The 16,782-nt window shown below is 54.7% G+C and carries 18 protein-coding genes and 1 pseudogene; 11 read left to right on the top strand and 8 right to left on the bottom strand.

Going from position 1 to position 16,782, the window contains the following annotated elements; translation table 11 throughout:
- Positions 1-2 precede the first annotated feature (2 nt).
- A pseudogene (locus WG31_RS13660) lies at positions 3-505 on the bottom strand (delta(1)-pyrroline-2-carboxylate reductase family protein); the annotation flags it as partial.
- 297 nt (positions 506-802) lie between these two features.
- Here WG31_RS13660 and WG31_RS13655 point away from each other — a divergent pair.
- The 3 genes from WG31_RS13655 to WG31_RS13645 all read left to right on the top strand — a co-directional run bounded on the left by WG31_RS13655 (position 803) and on the right by WG31_RS13645 (position 4,117).
- Complete coding sequence (locus WG31_RS13655; protein ID WP_035350860.1) at positions 803-1,396, top strand: TetR/AcrR family transcriptional regulator; 594 nt, start codon at positions 803-805, stop codon at positions 1,394-1,396.
- Between the two features lie 87 nt (positions 1,397-1,483).
- On the top strand, positions 1,484-2,641 hold the full coding sequence (locus WG31_RS13650; RefSeq protein ID WP_003631147.1) for an iron-containing alcohol dehydrogenase: 1,158 nt from the start codon (positions 1,484-1,486) through the stop codon (positions 2,639-2,641).
- An 84-nt stretch (positions 2,642-2,725) separates the two neighbouring features.
- On the top strand, positions 2,726-4,117 hold the full coding sequence (locus tag WG31_RS13645) for an NAD-dependent succinate-semialdehyde dehydrogenase (protein WP_003631146.1): 1,392 nt from the start codon (positions 2,726-2,728) through the stop codon (positions 4,115-4,117).
- 246 nt (positions 4,118-4,363) lie between these two features.
- Here WG31_RS13645 and WG31_RS13640 read toward each other — a convergent pair whose 3' ends face one another.
- Entirely contained in the window at positions 4,364-5,323 is a 960-nt protein-coding gene (locus WG31_RS13640) for an IS481 family transposase (RefSeq protein WP_035350857.1), read from the bottom strand.
- Positions 5,324-5,521: 198 nt separating this feature from the next.
- On the opposite strand from WG31_RS13640, the gene WG31_RS13635 reads away from it, so the two are divergent.
- On the top strand, positions 5,522-6,772 hold the full coding sequence (locus tag WG31_RS13635; protein WP_012812328.1) for an IS701-like element IS1452 family transposase: 1,251 nt from the start codon (positions 5,522-5,524) through the stop codon (positions 6,770-6,772).
- Positions 6,773-6,847: 75 nt separating this feature from the next.
- Here the strand turns inward: WG31_RS13635 and WG31_RS15190 are convergent, their stop codons facing one another.
- From WG31_RS15190 to WG31_RS13620, 4 genes are read right to left on the bottom strand one after another with little or no spacing between them, the layout of a single operon-like run.
- Positions 6,848-7,210 (bottom strand): restriction endonuclease subunit S domain-containing protein, encoded by a 363-nt coding sequence (locus WG31_RS15190; RefSeq protein WP_232517491.1) that lies wholly within the window; start codon positions 7,208-7,210, stop codon positions 6,848-6,850.
- A gap of 31 nt (positions 7,211-7,241) precedes the next feature.
- Positions 7,242-7,562: a nucleotidyltransferase family protein gene (locus WG31_RS13630; protein ID WP_006115724.1), complete on the bottom strand. Its 321-nt coding sequence runs from the start codon at positions 7,560-7,562 to the stop codon at positions 7,242-7,244.
- Positions 7,559-7,960 carry a nucleotidyltransferase substrate binding protein gene (locus WG31_RS13625; RefSeq protein ID WP_012813241.1) on the bottom strand — a complete coding sequence of 134 codons (402 nt, stop codon included), beginning with the start codon at positions 7,958-7,960 and terminating at the stop codon, positions 7,559-7,561. Before WG31_RS13625 ends, WG31_RS13630 begins: the two co-directional genes overlap by 4 nt.
- Positions 7,960-9,573, bottom strand: coding sequence for a class I SAM-dependent DNA methyltransferase (locus tag WG31_RS13620; RefSeq protein WP_006115727.1), 1,614 nt, complete (start codon positions 9,571-9,573; stop codon positions 7,960-7,962). The genes WG31_RS13625 and WG31_RS13620 overlap by 1 nt, the downstream gene beginning before the upstream one ends.
- Before the next feature lie 442 nt (positions 9,574-10,015).
- On the opposite strand from WG31_RS13620, the gene WG31_RS13615 reads away from it, so the two are divergent.
- From WG31_RS13615 to WG31_RS13585, 7 genes are all read left to right on the top strand, one after another.
- Complete coding sequence (locus WG31_RS13615; protein ID WP_006115729.1) at positions 10,016-10,369, top strand: ArsR/SmtB family transcription factor; 354 nt, start codon at positions 10,016-10,018, stop codon at positions 10,367-10,369.
- The gene (gene arsC, locus WG31_RS13610) at positions 10,366-10,788 is read left to right on the top strand and encodes an arsenate reductase (glutaredoxin) (protein ID WP_006115730.1); all 423 of its coding nucleotides are present in this window, start codon (positions 10,366-10,368) and stop codon (positions 10,786-10,788) included. Before WG31_RS13615 ends, arsC begins: the two co-directional genes overlap by 4 nt.
- Positions 10,788-12,083, top strand: coding sequence for an arsenic transporter (locus WG31_RS13605; RefSeq protein WP_063355008.1), 1,296 nt, complete (start codon positions 10,788-10,790; stop codon positions 12,081-12,083). Before arsC ends, WG31_RS13605 begins: the two co-directional genes overlap by 1 nt.
- Before the next feature lie 23 nt (positions 12,084-12,106).
- A complete protein-coding gene (arsH, locus tag WG31_RS13600; protein WP_012813274.1) occupies positions 12,107-12,805 on the top strand; it encodes an arsenical resistance protein ArsH in 699 nt (232 codons plus the stop codon).
- An 8-nt stretch (positions 12,806-12,813) separates the two neighbouring features.
- Positions 12,814-13,893, top strand: coding sequence for an ArsO family NAD(P)H-dependent flavin-containing monooxygenase (locus WG31_RS13595; protein WP_012813273.1), 1,080 nt, complete (start codon positions 12,814-12,816; stop codon positions 13,891-13,893).
- 313 nt (positions 13,894-14,206) lie between these two features.
- On the top strand, positions 14,207-14,548 hold the full coding sequence (locus WG31_RS13590) for a type II toxin-antitoxin system RelE/ParE family toxin (RefSeq protein ID WP_012813272.1): 342 nt from the start codon (positions 14,207-14,209) through the stop codon (positions 14,546-14,548).
- Complete coding sequence (locus WG31_RS13585) at positions 14,545-14,841, top strand: helix-turn-helix domain-containing protein (protein WP_006115735.1); 297 nt, start codon at positions 14,545-14,547, stop codon at positions 14,839-14,841. Before WG31_RS13590 ends, WG31_RS13585 begins: the two co-directional genes overlap by 4 nt.
- A gap of 142 nt (positions 14,842-14,983) precedes the next feature.
- Here the strand turns inward: WG31_RS13585 and WG31_RS15185 are convergent.
- Positions 14,984-15,738, bottom strand: a protein-coding gene (locus WG31_RS15185) for an IS5 family transposase (protein ID WP_087651418.1) whose coding sequence is annotated in 2 segments (ribosomal slippage) — positions 14,984-15,399 and positions 15,399-15,738 — 756 coding nt in all. Because the reading frame shifts where the segments join, the coding sequence is not laid out codon by codon here.
- Positions 15,739-15,798: 60 nt separating this feature from the next.
- Entirely contained in the window at positions 15,799-16,725 is a 927-nt protein-coding gene (locus tag WG31_RS13570) for a LysR family transcriptional regulator (protein ID WP_052583250.1), read from the bottom strand.
- Positions 16,726-16,782 lie beyond the last annotated feature (57 nt).

Here is a 16,782-nt window from a genome sequence, read left to right as displayed (position 1 = left end):
CTCTTACAAAAATGCTCCGCCCGTTCTGGAGTGCGACCACGGATGACAACCTCAATGCCCGGATACAGGGCTGAGAGTGCCTCTACATGCGCAAGGGCTTGGGTGCCTGTGCCAATAATCAACACCCGCTTTACAGCATCAGAAGCAAATGTGCGAATACCCAGCATGCTCATGGCTGATGTCCGGCGCATTGTTACAGTGGGGCCATCCAGATTGAAAAGGAAGCGTCCATCATGTGCATCGGCGCATGTAATCATGCCCTGAATGGTGGGAAGATGGAGTGCGGGATTTTTACCAAAAATTGTGAGTATTTTGGTGGCAATCAAATCCTCTGCCACGGTTGGCATGCACATAAGCGTGCCGTTGCCATCTTGCGTGGGAACAACGGTACGAGGCGGGCATGTAATGCCACCATTTGCGTAATCGCGCACTGTGCGGGCAGCATGTTCACCAATGCAGGAAATGGTAAAAGTGCCTGCGTTTCTGGCGCACCGTAATATTGCATGTAGGGCATGTCCATATTTGAGTTCGAGGTTATGGCGCTGATTGCACAGCGCAGCACAGTGAACGTCAAGGGGCAGTAACCTGCACAGATACATGCACTGGTAGAAAAATGCTGGGGTTGAGGCGGTTCGGAACAATCGGACACAAAATGAGTTTCAGGCATCCATTCTTATATAATCTATTTGCTACCTATTATTTTGCTTAACGTATGGCATGGGAAAGGAGGGAATATAAAAAATAGAAGACCGGTCTATTTTTTATATGGACAGGCAATGTATTCGTCCATATATAAGCTCCTATGAAGATTGCAGAGAAACATCACGCTGCTCGGCAGCACATCCTGAAAGCGGCTAAACCGCTTATCGGCCAGCGTGGTTTTTCGGCTGTTGGTCTGACACAAATATTGGATGTTGCGGGAGTTCCCAAGGGCTCTTTCTACCATTACTTCGAATCAAAAGAAGTATTTGGGGAAGAGCTTCTTAGAACTTATATTGAAGATTATCTGGTAAAAATGGATGATCTTTTTGAAAGTGCAGATGGTAATGCAGCCGAAAAAATAGCGCGTTACTGTCAGTTCTGGCGCGATACGCATCTTAGTAAGCAGATTGGGAATAAATGCCTGATTGTTAAACTTGCAGCGGAAGTCTGCGATCTTTCGGAACGGATGCGGGCCATTCTGGAAGGTGGCACCAGGAGTGTTATTGACCGGCTTAGCGCACTTATCACGGCGGGGCAGGGAGAAGGCTCAATAGGCAACCGGCAGGAGCCGGAAATGCTTGCGGCCTCACTTTACCAGCTCTGGCTGGGTTCGACCCTGATAGTGAAAATTACACACAGTTCTCAGCCGTTTGACCAAGCATGGCAGGCAACCAAACGGCTTCTGGAAATCTAGAAAGCAGGGAAAGCGCACAGCGTTTTACTTTGCGCAATAAATAGACGACCGGTCTACTATAAAGACCGATCTTAATAAGGTGTCTCAATGCAGAACTTTGAATTCTATAACCCTACACGCATCCTGTTTGGCAAAGGCATGATAGCTCGGCTTGATGAACAGCTATCGCCTGAAGCCCGCGTGCTTGTGCTTTATGGTGGTGCAAGTGCCGAACGTAGTGGCACGTTGGCTGAAGTTCGGGCAGCGCTGGGGAACCGCACTTTCCGTGAGTTTGGCGGTATTGAAGCCAACCCTACATATGAAACCCTTATGAAGGCCGTGGCTCTGGTGCGGGAGGAAAAGCTCGACTTCCTTTTGGCTGTTGGTGGCGGCTCTGTCATGGATGGCACCAAGTTTGTCGCGGCTGCTGTGCCGTATGAAGGCGAGCCGTGGGATATTCTTGTCAGCAAGGGTAAAGCCGCAACAAAAGCGCTTCCGCTGGGCACGGTTGTCACCTTGCCTGCCACGGGTTCAGAAATGAACTGCCTAAGCGTTATTTCTCGCCAGTCTACGGGTGACAAGTTGTTGTTCTCCAACCCGTTGGTCTATCCGCGTTTTTCTGTGCTGGACCCCATGCGCACCATGAGTTTGCCCATGAAGCAGGTGATTAATGGGGTGGTGGATTCCTTTGTCCATGTGATGGAACAGTACATGACCTATCCGGTCGATGGCATGGCGCAAGATCGCTTCTCAGAAGGGCTGCTGTCCAGCCTGGTTGAGATCGGGCCGCGTATTGTCGCGACACCAGATGATTATGATCTGCGCTCCAACCTCATGTGGGTTGCAACGCTTGCCCTGAATGGCTTGATCGGCGCGGGTGTGCCCCATGATTGGAGCACGCACATGATTGGTCATGAAATTACGGCAAAATACCACATTGATCATGCCCGCACGTTGGCCATCGTATTCCCTGCGTTAATCAAGGTTCGTCGTGCCGAAAAGCGCGCCAAGTTGCTGCAATATGCAACGCGGGTATGGAACCTGACCGATGGTACGGAAGATCAGCGGATTGATGTTGCCATTCGTAAAACTGAGGAATTCTTCGAAGGTTTGGGCGTACCAACCCGTCTGTCTGCCTATGAGATTGGTGCTGAAGGCATCAACGATCTGGTTGGTCAGCTTGAAGATCATGGCATGACGCATCTGGGTGAAAACGGTGATGTTACCCTAGATGTAAGCCGCAAAATTCTGGAAGCCGCTGCCTGACCTGAAGTGTCGCTATCGCCGGGGTGAAGGGGAACAGCCCGTTATCCCGGCAACCAATAAATTAATGAGAAACGAGACTTAAAAATGGCTTACGCCACAACCAATCCTTATACTAACGAAGTTGTTGCAACTTTCCCAGAGGCTACTGATGCGGAAGTTCAGACCGCATTGGCCGAGGCGCATGCTGCTTTCGAAGCTTGGCGCGATACATCCTTTGCAGAGCGAGCAAAGGTAATGAATGCCGCTGCTGCCATTCTGCGTCGTGATGTTGATAAGTATGCCCGTTTGGGCACGCTGGAAATGGGCAAGCTGTTTGAAGAATCTAAAGCAGAAATTATTCTTTCTGCTGAAATTTTTGAATACTATGCAAAACATGCAGAAGCACTTCTGAAGCCGGAATTGTTGCCTGTAGCAGACCCGGCAGAAGGCAAAGCCATGCTGGTGCATGAGCCGCTTGGTATCGTGCTGGCAATTGAGCCGTGGAACTTCCCCTTCTATCAGGTCGTGCGTATTATTGCGCCGCAGCTTTCCGCTGGTAACGCCGTGCTGCTCAAGCATGCTTCCAACCTGCCGCAGTGCGCTGCTGCCTTTGATACACTTATGGCAGAAGCCGGGCTGCCCAAAGGGTTGTTCCGCAACCTGTATGCAGCACGCCCGCACACAGCCATGATTTTGAATGACCCTCGCGTATGCGGTATCGCACTCACGGGGTCAGAAGGCGCAGGCACGGTTATTGCTGGTATTGCTGGCAAGGCACTGAAGAAGGCCACCATGGAACTCGGTGGAGCAGATGCTTTCATTGTGCTTGATGATGCTGACGTTGAAAAAGCAGCGCGTTGGGCGGTCATCGGTCGCCACTGGAATGCTGGCCAAGTTTGTGTTTCTGCAAAGCGCCTGATTGTAGCTGATGCTATTTATGATCAGTTCGTTGCTCTTTACAAAGAAGGTGTCGCAGCTCTCAAAGCAGGTGACCCGATGGACCCCAAAACCACGCTGGCTCCGTTGTCATCTCAGGCTGCTGCTGATGACTTGCGCGATCAGGTCACGCGGGCGATGGATCTTGGTGCCAAAGTTGAGGTAATTGGGGCGCCAGTTCCCGAACAGGGTGCTTTCTTCCAGCCGTTGCTTATGTCCAATCTGGATCAGAAAAACCCTGCACGCCATTGGGAATTTTTTGGACCTGTTACCCAGATCTACCGCGCGAAGGATGAGGCCGACGCCATCCGCATTGCCAATGATTCGCCCTACGGTCTAGGCGGCAGCGTATTCACAAAGGATGAAGCCCGAGGCACCCGTGTAGCACGGGCCATCCGCACCGGTATGGTGGTGATTAACCATCCACTATCGCCCAAGGCAGACCTACCTTTTGGTGGGATTAAAAACTCAGGCTATGGCCGTGAATTGATTGGCCTCGGCATTAAGGAGTTCATCAACCACAAGCTCATCAATGTAGTGGATATCGACGCAGCGTTCTGATTTGTATGATTGGAAGTGGCCAACATTTCTGGATGATTTTCCAAAGATGATGCCTGCACCGTATAGTGTGAAAGCCGCATAGGCCGTAACAGACAACCTAAAAAGGGGCTTCCATTGTGGAGGTCCCTTTTTTGTATGGGGTTTGGTTGCGCTAAAATGGGATTACGGACTTCATCTCTTACGCAACATGTCGGCTTTATTCAGAGGCAGGCTGATGACGATTGCCATCATGATTTGTGATGAACATTAGGTGTTTGGTCCCGGGGTTTGATGGGTTGGATTGATGATGAATCTTTCTGGCTCTGAAGTCCATATTTTGCAGACATATTCGTAAGGTGTGAGGCCACTGAGGGTCTTGAGCCTTCGCCCAAAATTATAGGCTGCCATGAAGTCGTTGAGGTGTGTTCTCAACTGCTCATGACTGTCGTAATGGAAGCGTTTGACGGTTGCTTCCTTGATTGTCCGGTTCATCCGCTCAACCTGACCGTTCGTCCAGGGATGATTGGGTTTCGTCAGACGATGTTCGATCCCGTGGGCTTCGCAGATCATGTCGAAGCGCATGGGACGCGACCAGGCCGTATTGCGATTACGGGGTTGGTCAGCGAACTGGATCCCATTGTCGGTCAGGATGGTGTGGATCCGGTAAGGGATGATGCTCAGGAGATGTTCGAGGAATTCCCAGGCCGTCTTCCGATCAGCTTTCTCGACCAGTTGTGTGACAGCGAATTTGCTTGTCCGGTCAATGGCAACGAAGAGGTACAGCTTGCCTTCAGCGGTCTGGACTTCCGCTATGTCGAGATGAAAGAACCCGATCGGGTAGCGTTTGAAGCGCTGGCGTTTGGCTTTGTCCCCCTCCATGTCCGGCAGTCGTGAAATCCCGTGACGCTGAAGGCAGCGATGCAGGGCCGAGCGTGTCAGATAGGGAATGCTGGCCTGCAGGGCATAAAGGCAGTCATCCAGCGGCAGCAACGTATGCCGGCGAAAGGCCACGATCATCGCTTCGTCCGTCTCGGACAGGACCGTTGAGCGCGGCTCTTTAGGACCTGTCTTCTGATCTTCGACACTCTGTCGCTTCCGCCATTTAGCCACTGTCTTCGGGTTGATCCCGAACTCCTCGCTCAGCGCCGCGAGCGAAGCCTGCGATCGCTGTATTGCTGCTCGCACGGCGTGCGTGGTCGTGGCGCTCCCATGACGTATCTGTCCCATAATGCTTCCTTCCACTCTCGTGAAAATATCACACCATCAAACCCCGGGACTAAACACCTAACTGACGACACGCCGTAGGTAGCTTTTCCAGATGTACGAAAATTCCGGTAACTGGCGGTTCTGAGGACGAAGCAGCCGTGAAAAGCCGTTTAGCACTACAGTTGCATTTTGTGTTGAGTTCTGAATCTATGGGTAACCATGATTCAGGATATGATGAGTGGCGGTACGTCTGTTGAAGAGACGCTGGAATTATGGGCGCGCTCGCTTCGGTCCGCCAAGGATCGGATGGCGCCGCTGTTCACGCAAAAACGTGTCGTAGATTCGGCCTGTGCTTTTCTTGATGTTTTGATTGGCAATGAACCACGCAAGACGGGATGGATGCGAGCGGAAGCCGCAGGAGATCCTGGTCCATGGCGGCAGCAGGCGCTTCTGGGACGCGGGCACTGGGATGCCGATGCCCTTCGTGACGTCGTCAGGGATTATGTGATTGAGCATCTGGGCACTGAAGAGGGCGTGCTGGTCATTGATGAGACCGGTTTTCTGAAGAAGGGTCAGGCGTCCTGCGGTGTGGGGCGGCAGTATACGGGATCTGCCGGCAAGATCACGAACTGCCAGATTGGTGTGTTTGGCGCTTATGTTTCGGAACGGGGGCATGCCTTTATTGACCGCGCCCTGTATCTCCCGAAAGACTGGACATCAAAGCCTGAGCGTCTGAAGCGGGCCCACGTTCCCGATGACGTGGTGTTTGCAACCAAACCGGCGTTAGCCTCGATGATGATTGAGCGAAGTATTGAGGCCGGTGTGCCGTTCCGCTGGGTTGCAGCAGACAGCGTGTATGGCGTGGGCGACGTAGAACGCACGCTTCGCCGGGCAGGAATTGGATATGTGCTTGGGGTCAAGGGCAATCACTGGTTCGGATCATGGGCAACGGAACCGCTGATTGCCGGAGAGGCGAAAGATATTGCAGCAGGACTGCCAGACCAGGCCTGGCGTCGTCTGTCAGCGGGGCACGGCACAAAAGGTGAGCGACTTTATGACTGGGCGTATCTTCCGCTTGCTGATCTGGATGCTGAAGAATTTGACTGCCCTATAGCCGGACCATGGACACGTGGCCTGTTGATCCGCCGAAACATCGCTGACGGGGACCTTGCCTATTTTACGACCTGGAGCCCGAAAGGGACAACCACGCAGGAACTGGTGAACGTTGAAGGGACGCGCTGGAGGATCGAAGAAGGGTTCGAGACGGCCAAAAACGAATTTGGTCTTGATCATAACGAGACCCGCTCCTGGCATGGTTGGCATCGGCATGTCTCTCTGGTCATGCTGGCCTATGCCGTCATGGCCAGTGTCCGTTACCAGGCAAACTCACTGAAACCGAAAAAAACACAACTCAGAACACGACAGTCCTTGTCCGCTGGTCCATTCAGGAGATCAGGCGCCTCGTCGTAAAACTTGCACAACGCAGACTACCCGTCTCTCACATCCTCAGATGGTCCGTCTTTCGACGAACGCATCAGGCCAGTGCTATCCGCGCTCACTCACGACACAAAATGCAACTGTAGTGCTAATTCTTAAGCAACCAGTTCCGCAAAGCCATCCATTTTCTCTTGAAGTGATTAGGGCGTGCTTAGTAATGTCGCCACGCCTAGGATAAATAATATCATTTTGCGCAAGTCTAAAATTTGAAAGACGATTGGCATTTTCTTCTGAAATATAAGAAATTTTTCCAGTCGAAATTTTACCATCAATGATATCTTGAGGCATAATGCAGGGTACGCCTGATGTTACATAATCAGAGGCGTGTAATTGTGTACCATAAAGGACCAGTTTGGATGCTTCCATCAGCATCACATAAGTAGGATATAGGACAGGTCGTCCATTTTTCATGATACGTTAAGTTGCTCATTGTAAAATTCTTCTAAAATCTTTTCTGTTGTTTACGAAATACCAAGCTTGTTTTCATAATAATATCTTGGAACATTTTATCCGCCAGAGCCCAATCCAATACATCAACTTTCCACGGCAATTCTGACTCCGAGAAAGCTTCCTCCAGTCGTGCTCGCGTTTCCAAAAGCAAAGGTTCATCACCCATAATCGCTAGATCAAGATCAGAAAAAAGCTTGGCCTTGCCTGTGACACGCGAACCAAAAGCTCGCACTTCACGGTCGGGCACAATCTCATTCAGTATCCGCAGCACAATAGCCCGCTCTTCGGGCGTGATCTCGATCAGTCCTGTCACGTTGTGCGCTCTTTCAGCGTGACCAGTAGAAACTCCGCTTCTACGATAAAGTCTGGAATGGTGGCCACAACCTGTTTGGCTGTGGCCTCGTTGTAAGTATGGCTCGTCAGGTTACGCATTTTGCGGAACACGCTCCACTGGGGCCATGCGCTTTTGAGCAGTCCAGCCTCATTGGCGGAGCGGATCATGTCCGGAAAGCCCATGCGGTCATATTCGTCGGGGGAGGCTGAATTGGTTTCCAGAAAGCGCTTCAGGGTCTTGTGGCTGAGTTCATAGGTAAACTCGAAGCGCTGGATCAGGCCGTCCCGTAATTGCTCATCGTCTGGGTGGGCAAGGTGGCGGGTCCAGCCTTCCTTCAGGCGGTTCAAAGCGCGTTCCAGTGGAGTGAGATAGAGCATCACACGCTTTCCTTCTGCACGATCAGCTTCAGGGAGGCGGTAATTTTCGCGTTCAGGGCGTCACCCTGCGCAAACTGTTCTTTCAGGGTCTTTTCAAGGGCTGCGAAGCGTTCAGTGAATGGCACACTGTCTTCCTCGGCTTCCTCTGCCCCCACGTAGCGGCCCGGTGTCAGCACAAAGCCGTGCTGCTCGACCTCGTCCAGTGTGGCGGATTTGCAGAAACCCGGAATGTCCTCGTATTTCCCTGCATTCTTTTCCCCACGCCATGCATGGTAGGTGTCGGCAATGCGCGCTACGTCTTCATCCGTCAGTTCCCGGCGGGTACGGTCAACGAGCTTGCCCAGCTTGCGGGCATCAATGAACAGGATTTCTCCGCGTCGGTCCCGCCAGCCTTTCGGGTTCTTGGTGCGGGTCAGGAACCACAGACAGGCCGGAATCTGGGTGGAATAGAAAAGCTGTCCTGGTAGGGCCACCATGCAGTCCACCACGTCTGCTTCCACCATCCGGCGGCGGATTTCGCCCTCGCTATTCTGGTTGGAGGACATGGAGCCATTGGCCAGCACCACGCCAGCGGTGCCATCGGGAGCCAGATGCCATAGAATATGCTGAAGCCACGCATAGTTGGCATTGCCCGCTGGCGGCTTGCCATACTGCCAGCGCGGATCTTCCTCCAGCGAGGCATTCCACCAGTCCGACACGTTAAAGGGCGGGTTGGCCAGAATATAGTCAAAGCGCAGGTCTTTCAGCTCGTCGCGTAGAAAGCTGCCCTCATTGTTCCAGCGAATGTCCGCGCCAATACCCCGCACGGCAAGGTTCATACGGGCCAGACGCCAAGTGGTGTGGTTGCTCTCCTGCCCATAAATGGCAATATCACCCAGCTTGCCACCATGGGTTTCCACAAAGCGTTCGGACTGCACGAACATGCCGCCAGACCCACAGCAGGGGTCATAGACCCGGCCCTTATAGGGTTCGAGCATGGAAACCAGCGTGCGCACCACGCTGGACGGCGTGTAGAACTCACCCCCACGCTTCCCTTCGGCTCCGGCAAACCCGCCAAGGAAGTATTCATACACCCGGCCCAGCACGTCCCGCGCCTTGTCGTCCGTATCGCCCATGCCGATATCGGAGATCAGGTCGATCAGCTCACCCAGCATGACGGTATCAAGGGCCGGGCGCCCGTAATCCTTGGGTAGCACGCCTTTGAGCTGTTCCGGGTTGGCTTTCTCGATGGCCAGCATGGCCTCATCAATCATCTTGCCAATATTGGCCGAACGGGCATTGTCCTTGAGATGAGACCATCGAGCCGTCTCCGGCACCCAGAAGATATTCTCGGCCAGATATTCGTCAGGATCTTCCGCTGCTTCCGGGTCTTCCAGCATCAGTTCAGCATGTCGGGCTTCAAACGCAGTGGAGATGTAGCGCAGGAAGATCAGGCCAAGGGCCACATGTTTGTAGTCTGAAGGCTCAAGGTTCTTGCGCAGCTTGTCCGCCGCCAGAAACATCTGCTGTTCAAAGCCCAGTGTCGCGGTCGCTGCCTTGGCCTTGCGTGCTTTGGTAGTTTTCTTAGGAGCAGAGGCAGCATCAGGGTTTTTACGTGGACGACCGCGTGACATGAAACTAAAGCCTTAATATGACAATAAATTAGAGCCGCATTTTGGCCTATTCTAGCCGTCTGGTCGAGTAGGAAGGGCGGGATTGTGGGTTTCCGTTACAAGGTAACCGCCGAAGTCCACGCACTGATCGTATTGATAGAAAACTTATCGGCGAATATGGAAAAGATCCTGCAAATGCTCTCAAATTCCACTTATGGCACGTAGATATGGGCTCCCGGAGAAAGAGAGGTTTGTCGAAGTTCCTTAATTAGGTGACAGGCCACCCGTTTCACGCAGGCCTATCAGGCCTATATCGTGACAAAGATCCGTTCGATGTCAGCAATGGGGGGGAGGGCGGAAGGTCTGGTCTGAGCGGAAAAATTGAGGAAGCCGACGGTTGTGATCTCTGTTTTCTCACATAAAATAGCTTGACTTACGACAACATATCCACAAAAAAGGATATATGGATACAGAATCCGCCCTCGCTGCTCTGAGCGCCCTGTCGCAGTCCACGCGACTGGAGATCTTCCGCCTGCTGGTGCGCCACGAACCGGACGGACTACCCGCCGGAGACGTCGCGCGGCATCTCGATGTCCCGCAAAACACGATCTCGGCCCATCTCGCCACCCTGACCCGCGCCGGGCTGCTGACCTCGCAACGCCATAGCCGGCTGATCGTCTATCGCGCCTGTCTTCCGCGCCTGCGCGACCTGATGCTCTTCCTCGTCACGGACTGCTGCGCGGGCAGTCCCGAACTCTGCGCGCCCCTGGTCGCGAGCCTGTCCTCCTGCTGTCCGTCCCCGGAATCCTGCTCATGACCATCATGATCTACCACAACCCGGCCTGCGGCACGTCGCGCAACGTGCTGGCACTGATCCGCAATGCCGGGATCGAGCCCACGACCATCGAATATCTGAAAACGCCTCCCGGTCGTGCGGAACTGGTCGATCTGATCGCCCGTATGGGCGTTCCGGTGCGCTCGGTCCTGCGGGAAAAGGGCACGCCCTTTCACGAACTCGGCCTCGATAATCCGGCCCTGAGCGATGATGCGCTGATCGACGCCATGATGGCGCATCCGATCCTGATTAACCGGCCGATCGTCGTCACCCCCCTCGGTGCGGCACTCTGCCGTCCGTCCGAGACGGTTCTGGACATCCTGCCTAACCCGCAGAGAGGCGCTTTCGTCAAAGAGGACGGGGAGAAGATCGTCGATGAATCCGGCAAGCGGATCATCTGATGCTGGCGCTTCTGATTTTCGTTGCCACGCTGGTTTTTGTCATCTGGCAGCCTCGGGGGCTGGGTATCGGCTGGAGCGCAATGGCAGGTGCCGCCGTGGCTCTGGCAACTGGTGTGATCCACTGGCACGACATCCCCGTCGTCTGGCACATCGTCTGGGACGCGACCTTCACCTTTATCGCGCTGATCGTCATCTCGCTGTTGCTGGATGAGGCCGGGTTCTTCCATTGGGCCGCCCTGCACGTCGTGCGCTGGGGCAAAGGGCGAGGCCGGACGCTATTCCCGCTGATCGTGGTGCTGGGAGCGGCCATTGCAGCGGTTTTCGCCAATGACGGCGCGGCCCTGCTGCTGACGCCCATTGTCATCGCTATCCTGACGCAACTGCGCCTGAGCCATGGCGCGGCGCTGGCCTTTATTATCGCCACTGGGTTCGTCGCGGATACCACCAGCCTGCCGCTTGTCATTTCCAACCTGGTGAACATCGTCAGCGCCAATTTCTTTGGCATTGCGTTTGATCGCTATGCCGCGATCATGGTCCCCGTCGATCTGGTGGCGCTGGGCGCGACGCTGGCTGTGCTTTGGCTGTGGTACCGGCGGCAGGTGCCTGCGACCTATCCCGTCGCCGAACTGCCAGCACCCGCTGCGGCAATTCGTGACCACCATGTATTTCGGGCGGCATTTCCGCTGCTGGTCCTCGTTCTGGCGGCCTATTTCCTGACAGCGCCGTTTCATATCCCGGTCTGTGTCGTGGCCTGCCTGGCCGCCGGAATCCTGTTGCTCGTCGCCGGATATGGTCGGGTCATCCCTGTTCGTAAGGTGCTGCGGGGCGCCCCGTGGCAGATCGTGATCTTCTCGCTGGGCATGTATCTGGTGGTGTATGGCCTGCGCAATGCCGGGCTGACCGACTATCTTGCGACCGCACTGGTCTGGCTCGGTCATCAAGGGACGTTCACGGCCACCATCGGCACCGGCTTTCTGGCGGCTGTTCTGTCGTCCATCATGAACAATATGCCGAGTGTGCTGGTCGGGGCGCTGGCGATCCAGCAGGCTCACGACATCACGCCGCTGACACGCGACCTGATGATCTATGCCAACGTCATCGGCTGCGACCTCGGACCAAAATTCACGCCGATTGGTAGTCTCGCAACACTGCTGTGGCTGCATGTGCTGGCATCCAGGAACCATCGGGTCACATGGGGGCAGTATATGAAAGTTGGACTGGCGATCACCCCGCCCGTCCTGCTGGTCACACTCGCGGCGCTGTCCTTGTGGTTGCCCTGGATCAGCCACTCGTAATGCACGAATGGACCAATATCACAATGACCGAACCTGACTTGCCGGCCCTCCACCCCGAATATCTTGAACGGGTCGATCTCGCGCGGCTGGAACCGCAACCGCGTGTGGACCATCCGCCGCGTATCCTTCTGCTCTTCGGCTCTTTACGCCCCCGATCTTTCAGCCGGTTGCTGGTGCTTGAGGCAGAACGCATCCTGAAGGTGCTGGGGGCCGAGACACGGGTGTTCGACCCGACCGGCCTGCCGGTAGCGGATTCCGTGCCCGCAACCCACCCGAAAGTGCAGGAACTGCGGGATCTCTCGATCTGGTCGGAAGGCCAGGTCTGGTGCAGCCCCGAACGGCACGGCAACATTACCGCCGTGTTCAAGAACCAGATCGACTGGCTGCCGCTCTCCGAAGGGGCGGTCCGCCCGACACAGGGCCGCACGCTGGCGGTGATGCAGGTCTCAGGCGGATCGCAAAGCTTCAATTCCGTCAATGCCCTGCGGGTTCTGGGCCGGTGGATGCGGATGTTCACCATCCCCAACCAGTCCAGCGTGCCAATGGCCTATACGCAGTTCGGTGACGATGACCGCATGAAGCCGTCCCCCCTCTATGACCGGATGGTAGATGTCATGGAGGAACTGATGAAGTTCACATGGCTTTTACGCGACCGGGCCGACTACCTCGTGGACCGCTATAGCGAACGGAAGGCGGAATTCCGCCTCCCGGAAAGCCTGTGAGCCGGGCAATGGCGGAACAGTTCGATGTCGTGATCGTGGGCGGCGGTCAGGCAGCGCTCGCCGCCTCGTATTTCCTGCGCCGGACCGGGCTGACCTACGTCATTCTGGACAACGGGACGCAGGCGGGTGGTGCATGGGTGCATGGCTGGGATTCCCTGCATCTGTTTTCACCCGCGTCCTACAGTTCGCTGCCCGGCTGGCCGATGCCCGACACGCCCGATGGCAGCTACCCGACCCGCGACGAGGTGCTTGACTATCTGCACCGCTACGAGGCGCGCTATGCGCCGCCGATCCACCGCCCCGTAATGGTCGGACGTGTGGAACGCACTGACCAGAAATTCCTGAATGTCAGAACCAGCGTGGGTGATTTCGTAAGCCGCGCGGTCATCGGCGCAACCGGCACATGGTCTGCGCCCTTCATCCCCGATTATCCGGGTCGCGAATTGTTTGTCAGAACGCAAATCCACTCCTCCCATTACTGCAACGCACTACCATTTGCCGGTCAGCGTCTGCTCGTGGTGGGTGGGGGCAACTCCGGTGCGCAGATTATGGCGGAGCTGTCCCTTGTCGCCCAGGCAACATGGGTCACGCAGCACGATCCTGTCTTCTTACCTGACGATGTGGACGGACGGGTGCTGTTCGAGCGGGCGACCGCTCGCGTTCTCGGCGGCCCGTCGGCCATGCCCACCGGCGGTTTTGGCGACATCGTCATGGTGCCGCCCGTGCGAGCCGCCCGGGAGCGGGGCGTGCTCCACGCGGTGCGCCAGTTTGTACGCATGACGGCGACGGGCGTCGTCTGGCCCGACGGGCGAGAAGAAGCCATTGACGCGATCATCTGGTGTACGGGCTTCAGGCCCGCGCTCTCTATGTTTGCGCCGCTCGACGTGATCGAGCCGGACGGGCTGATCCGCGTTAACGGGCAGCAGGCCGTCAGGGAGCCACGTCTCTGGCTGCTGGGTTATGGCTCCTGGTGCGGCCCCGCATCCGCAACCCTCCTAGGGGCGGGCCGCGTTGCGCGATCCATGGTCCGGCAACTGGCGGCCTGGCTTGCGTCACCGGCACAGGGTGTCCGCTTACCAAAACCTTGAGCGACTCTCTTTACGACCGACATGAGGGCGACAGCGGAATGTCTGGGTCTGTCGGCATCGTTGCGGGCGTTTCCGTGCGGCAAGGGAATTTATTACTACCTTGTGGTTCCCGAAAAACCCCTTTCTTTTCCGTGCGCCCGCCTACTTGCGACAAATGGTAGAAACGTACGTAGATTTTACGTCAGAAAACTCCTGATTTTTGGTATATAACTAAGTTGCTGGACTGCTGTCTGGGTAAGCAAATATTATTAGCTTCAACCTTCTAATTCATGCGTCCTTGACATATAAGCCATTGACACATAGCTTACTGAAAATGTCAAAGTTGCAGACCGTTGTTGAACTGCCTGAATTCATAAAACGGGCAAAAGCCCTGATGTCAGACGACGATCGTATGGCTCTGATTAACACGCTCGCGGCTATGCCAGACTCTGGAGTGTCACTAGGGGGCGGCCTGCGAAAGATTCGTTTTGCACGCGAAGGTAGCGGAAAAAGGGGAGGGTATAGAACTCTTTATGTCTTTGGTGGGAGACATATGCCTTTGTTTCTACTGACTGTCTTTGCCAAGAACGAAAAAGATAATCTTTCCCGATCCGAACAGGCTGCTCTGGTAGACTTGAGTAAGACACTAATTGCGAAATATGGAGAACCATCATGAGCACTTATGATAGCATTCTGCAGGGGTTAAATGAGGCTCTCGCATATTCTGAAGCACAGGTACAAAACAGCGTTACCCATAAGGTACGTGTGCTGTCTGTGAATGTTGCGGCCATCAGAACCCGAACGGGACTGTCCCAGGCACAGTTTGCCAAGAGCATCGGTGTCGCCAAGGGAACCCTTCTGAACTGGGAACATGGTCGTCGTCAGCCAACCGGGCCAGCTCAGGTCTTGTTGGCAATGTTGGATAAACGTCCATCGTTGGTTAGCGAGCTGCTCCCTGCCGCTCGTTGACAAAGTGGTATACTTGCCGCTGATTAAAGCAGCTGCTTTGGGGGGAGAACGGAATGTCGGTTATCGGGAAGAGAATAGACAAGCCGGACATGGCAAAAGAAGAAGATAAAAAAATATCCTCAAATAGTTCAACGGCGTGTCGTCAGTTAAGCAGGATGATGATTGAGGCGAACTGCACGGCTGCGAGGAAGGTCGATTTCAGTTTATCGTAGCGGGTTGCGATAGCGCGAAACTGCTTGAGTTTATTGAAGAACCTCTCAACAAGGTTCCGTTCGCGATAGAGAGAAAAATCGGTTTTCCGTCGTGTCGTTCTGTTGCGTTTTGGCGGGATGACCGGGGTAATCCCGCGCTGTATCAGCCGATCGATCAACCTGTCCGCGTCATACGCCTTGTCAGCAAGGAAAGCATCCGGTTCGATGTTTTCCAGAAGTGGTTCTGCCTGGGTGATATCGGCATCCTGTCCCGGTGTGATGCCGAGTTCCACTGGATTGCCCAGAGCGTCGCAGATGGCATGGATCTTTGTAGTTAGCCCGCCTCGTGATCGTCCGATGGCCTGATCCGTGCCCCTTTTTTGAGAGCTCCGGCACTATGCTGATGCGCTCGGACAATTGTGCTGTCGATCATCATGTATTCGTTGTCGTAATCAGCGGCCAGATAACGAAATATCCGTTCGATGACGCCGCTTTCACACCAGCGGCGCAGACGCCGGTGCACGTTTTTCCAGTCACCGAAACGGGCAGGAAGGTCGCGCCATGGAATACCCGCGCGATAGCGATACAGCACCGCCTCCACGAACAGACGGTTGTTCACCGCAGTGCCGCCGACATAGCCTTCTCGACCAGGAAGAAGATCCTTTATCCGCTCCCACTGGTCATCGCGTAAACTATAGCGCCGCATCTGTCTGTCTCCCCAAAAAATGGGAAAACAGTCAGCACACGCAGACACAAAGTACAACCTTCACGTGCCACTCTCAGGGCTTAACTGACGACACGCCGAAGAAGGTGAGCCAGCGCATTCGATAAAATCCCGCAGATATTGGATCTCTTCGTCAGTTTCCCGACGGCCAAGAAATATCTGTTTTGCAATACCCTTTTTACCAAGCTTGACCGGGTGAAGTTCAAACCGGGAGCGATACTCTTCCACAAGCCAACGTGGAAGAGCTGCAATACCCCGACCATGAGCCACCATCACCAGCATGATATCCGTTGTCTCGATCTGCTTCTGCTGTCGTGGGCCGAAACCCGCTGGTTGCAGAAATTGCGTATAGATATCAAGTCGCTCGGGTGGAACGGGGTACGTAATCAATGTCTCGCCAGCAAGCTGTTCCGGCACGACGAACTTCGCGCCTCGCAAAGGATGTTCGGGGCCAACAACCAGTACGAGTTCATAGTCAAAAACCGGCGTGAATATCAGACCTGGTTTATAAAGCGGGTCAGGCGTCACCAGAATATCAATCTCATTGCTGAACAGCGCCCCAATACCGCCGAATTGGAATTTCTGCCGCACGTCAACATCGACTTTCGGCCATCTCTCTAAATAGGGAGAAACCACCTTCAGGAGCCACTGATAGCAGGGATGGCACTCCATGCCGACGCGGAGTGTTCCTCGTTCGCCATTGGCGAACTGTTGCAGCCTGTTTTCCGCCAGTTCAAATTGAGGGAGCAGTCTGTTGGCAAGTGATAATAGCCACTCACCCGCTTGGGTGAGCACAAGAGACCGCCCCTCACGCCGCCAGATCTTTACTTCCAACAGGTTTTCAATCTTGCGGATGGCATGACTGAGCGCAGGCTGGGTGAGATTCAGTCTGACCGCGGCAGCGGTCAGCGAACCTTCGCGGGCAACTTCCTGAATGATCGTCAGATGACTGCGTTCAAGAACACCCATGCCTTGCCTCAATAAATGCGCAAACGACATATAATCGTACAAACATACTATTTCCAT

The organism is Acetobacter oryzifermentans, assembly GCF_001628715.1.
In the GTDB taxonomy this organism is placed as follows: Bacteria; Pseudomonadota; Alphaproteobacteria; order Acetobacterales; family Acetobacteraceae; genus Acetobacter; species Acetobacter oryzifermentans.
This window is presented reverse-complemented; position numbering and strand designations above follow the sequence as displayed.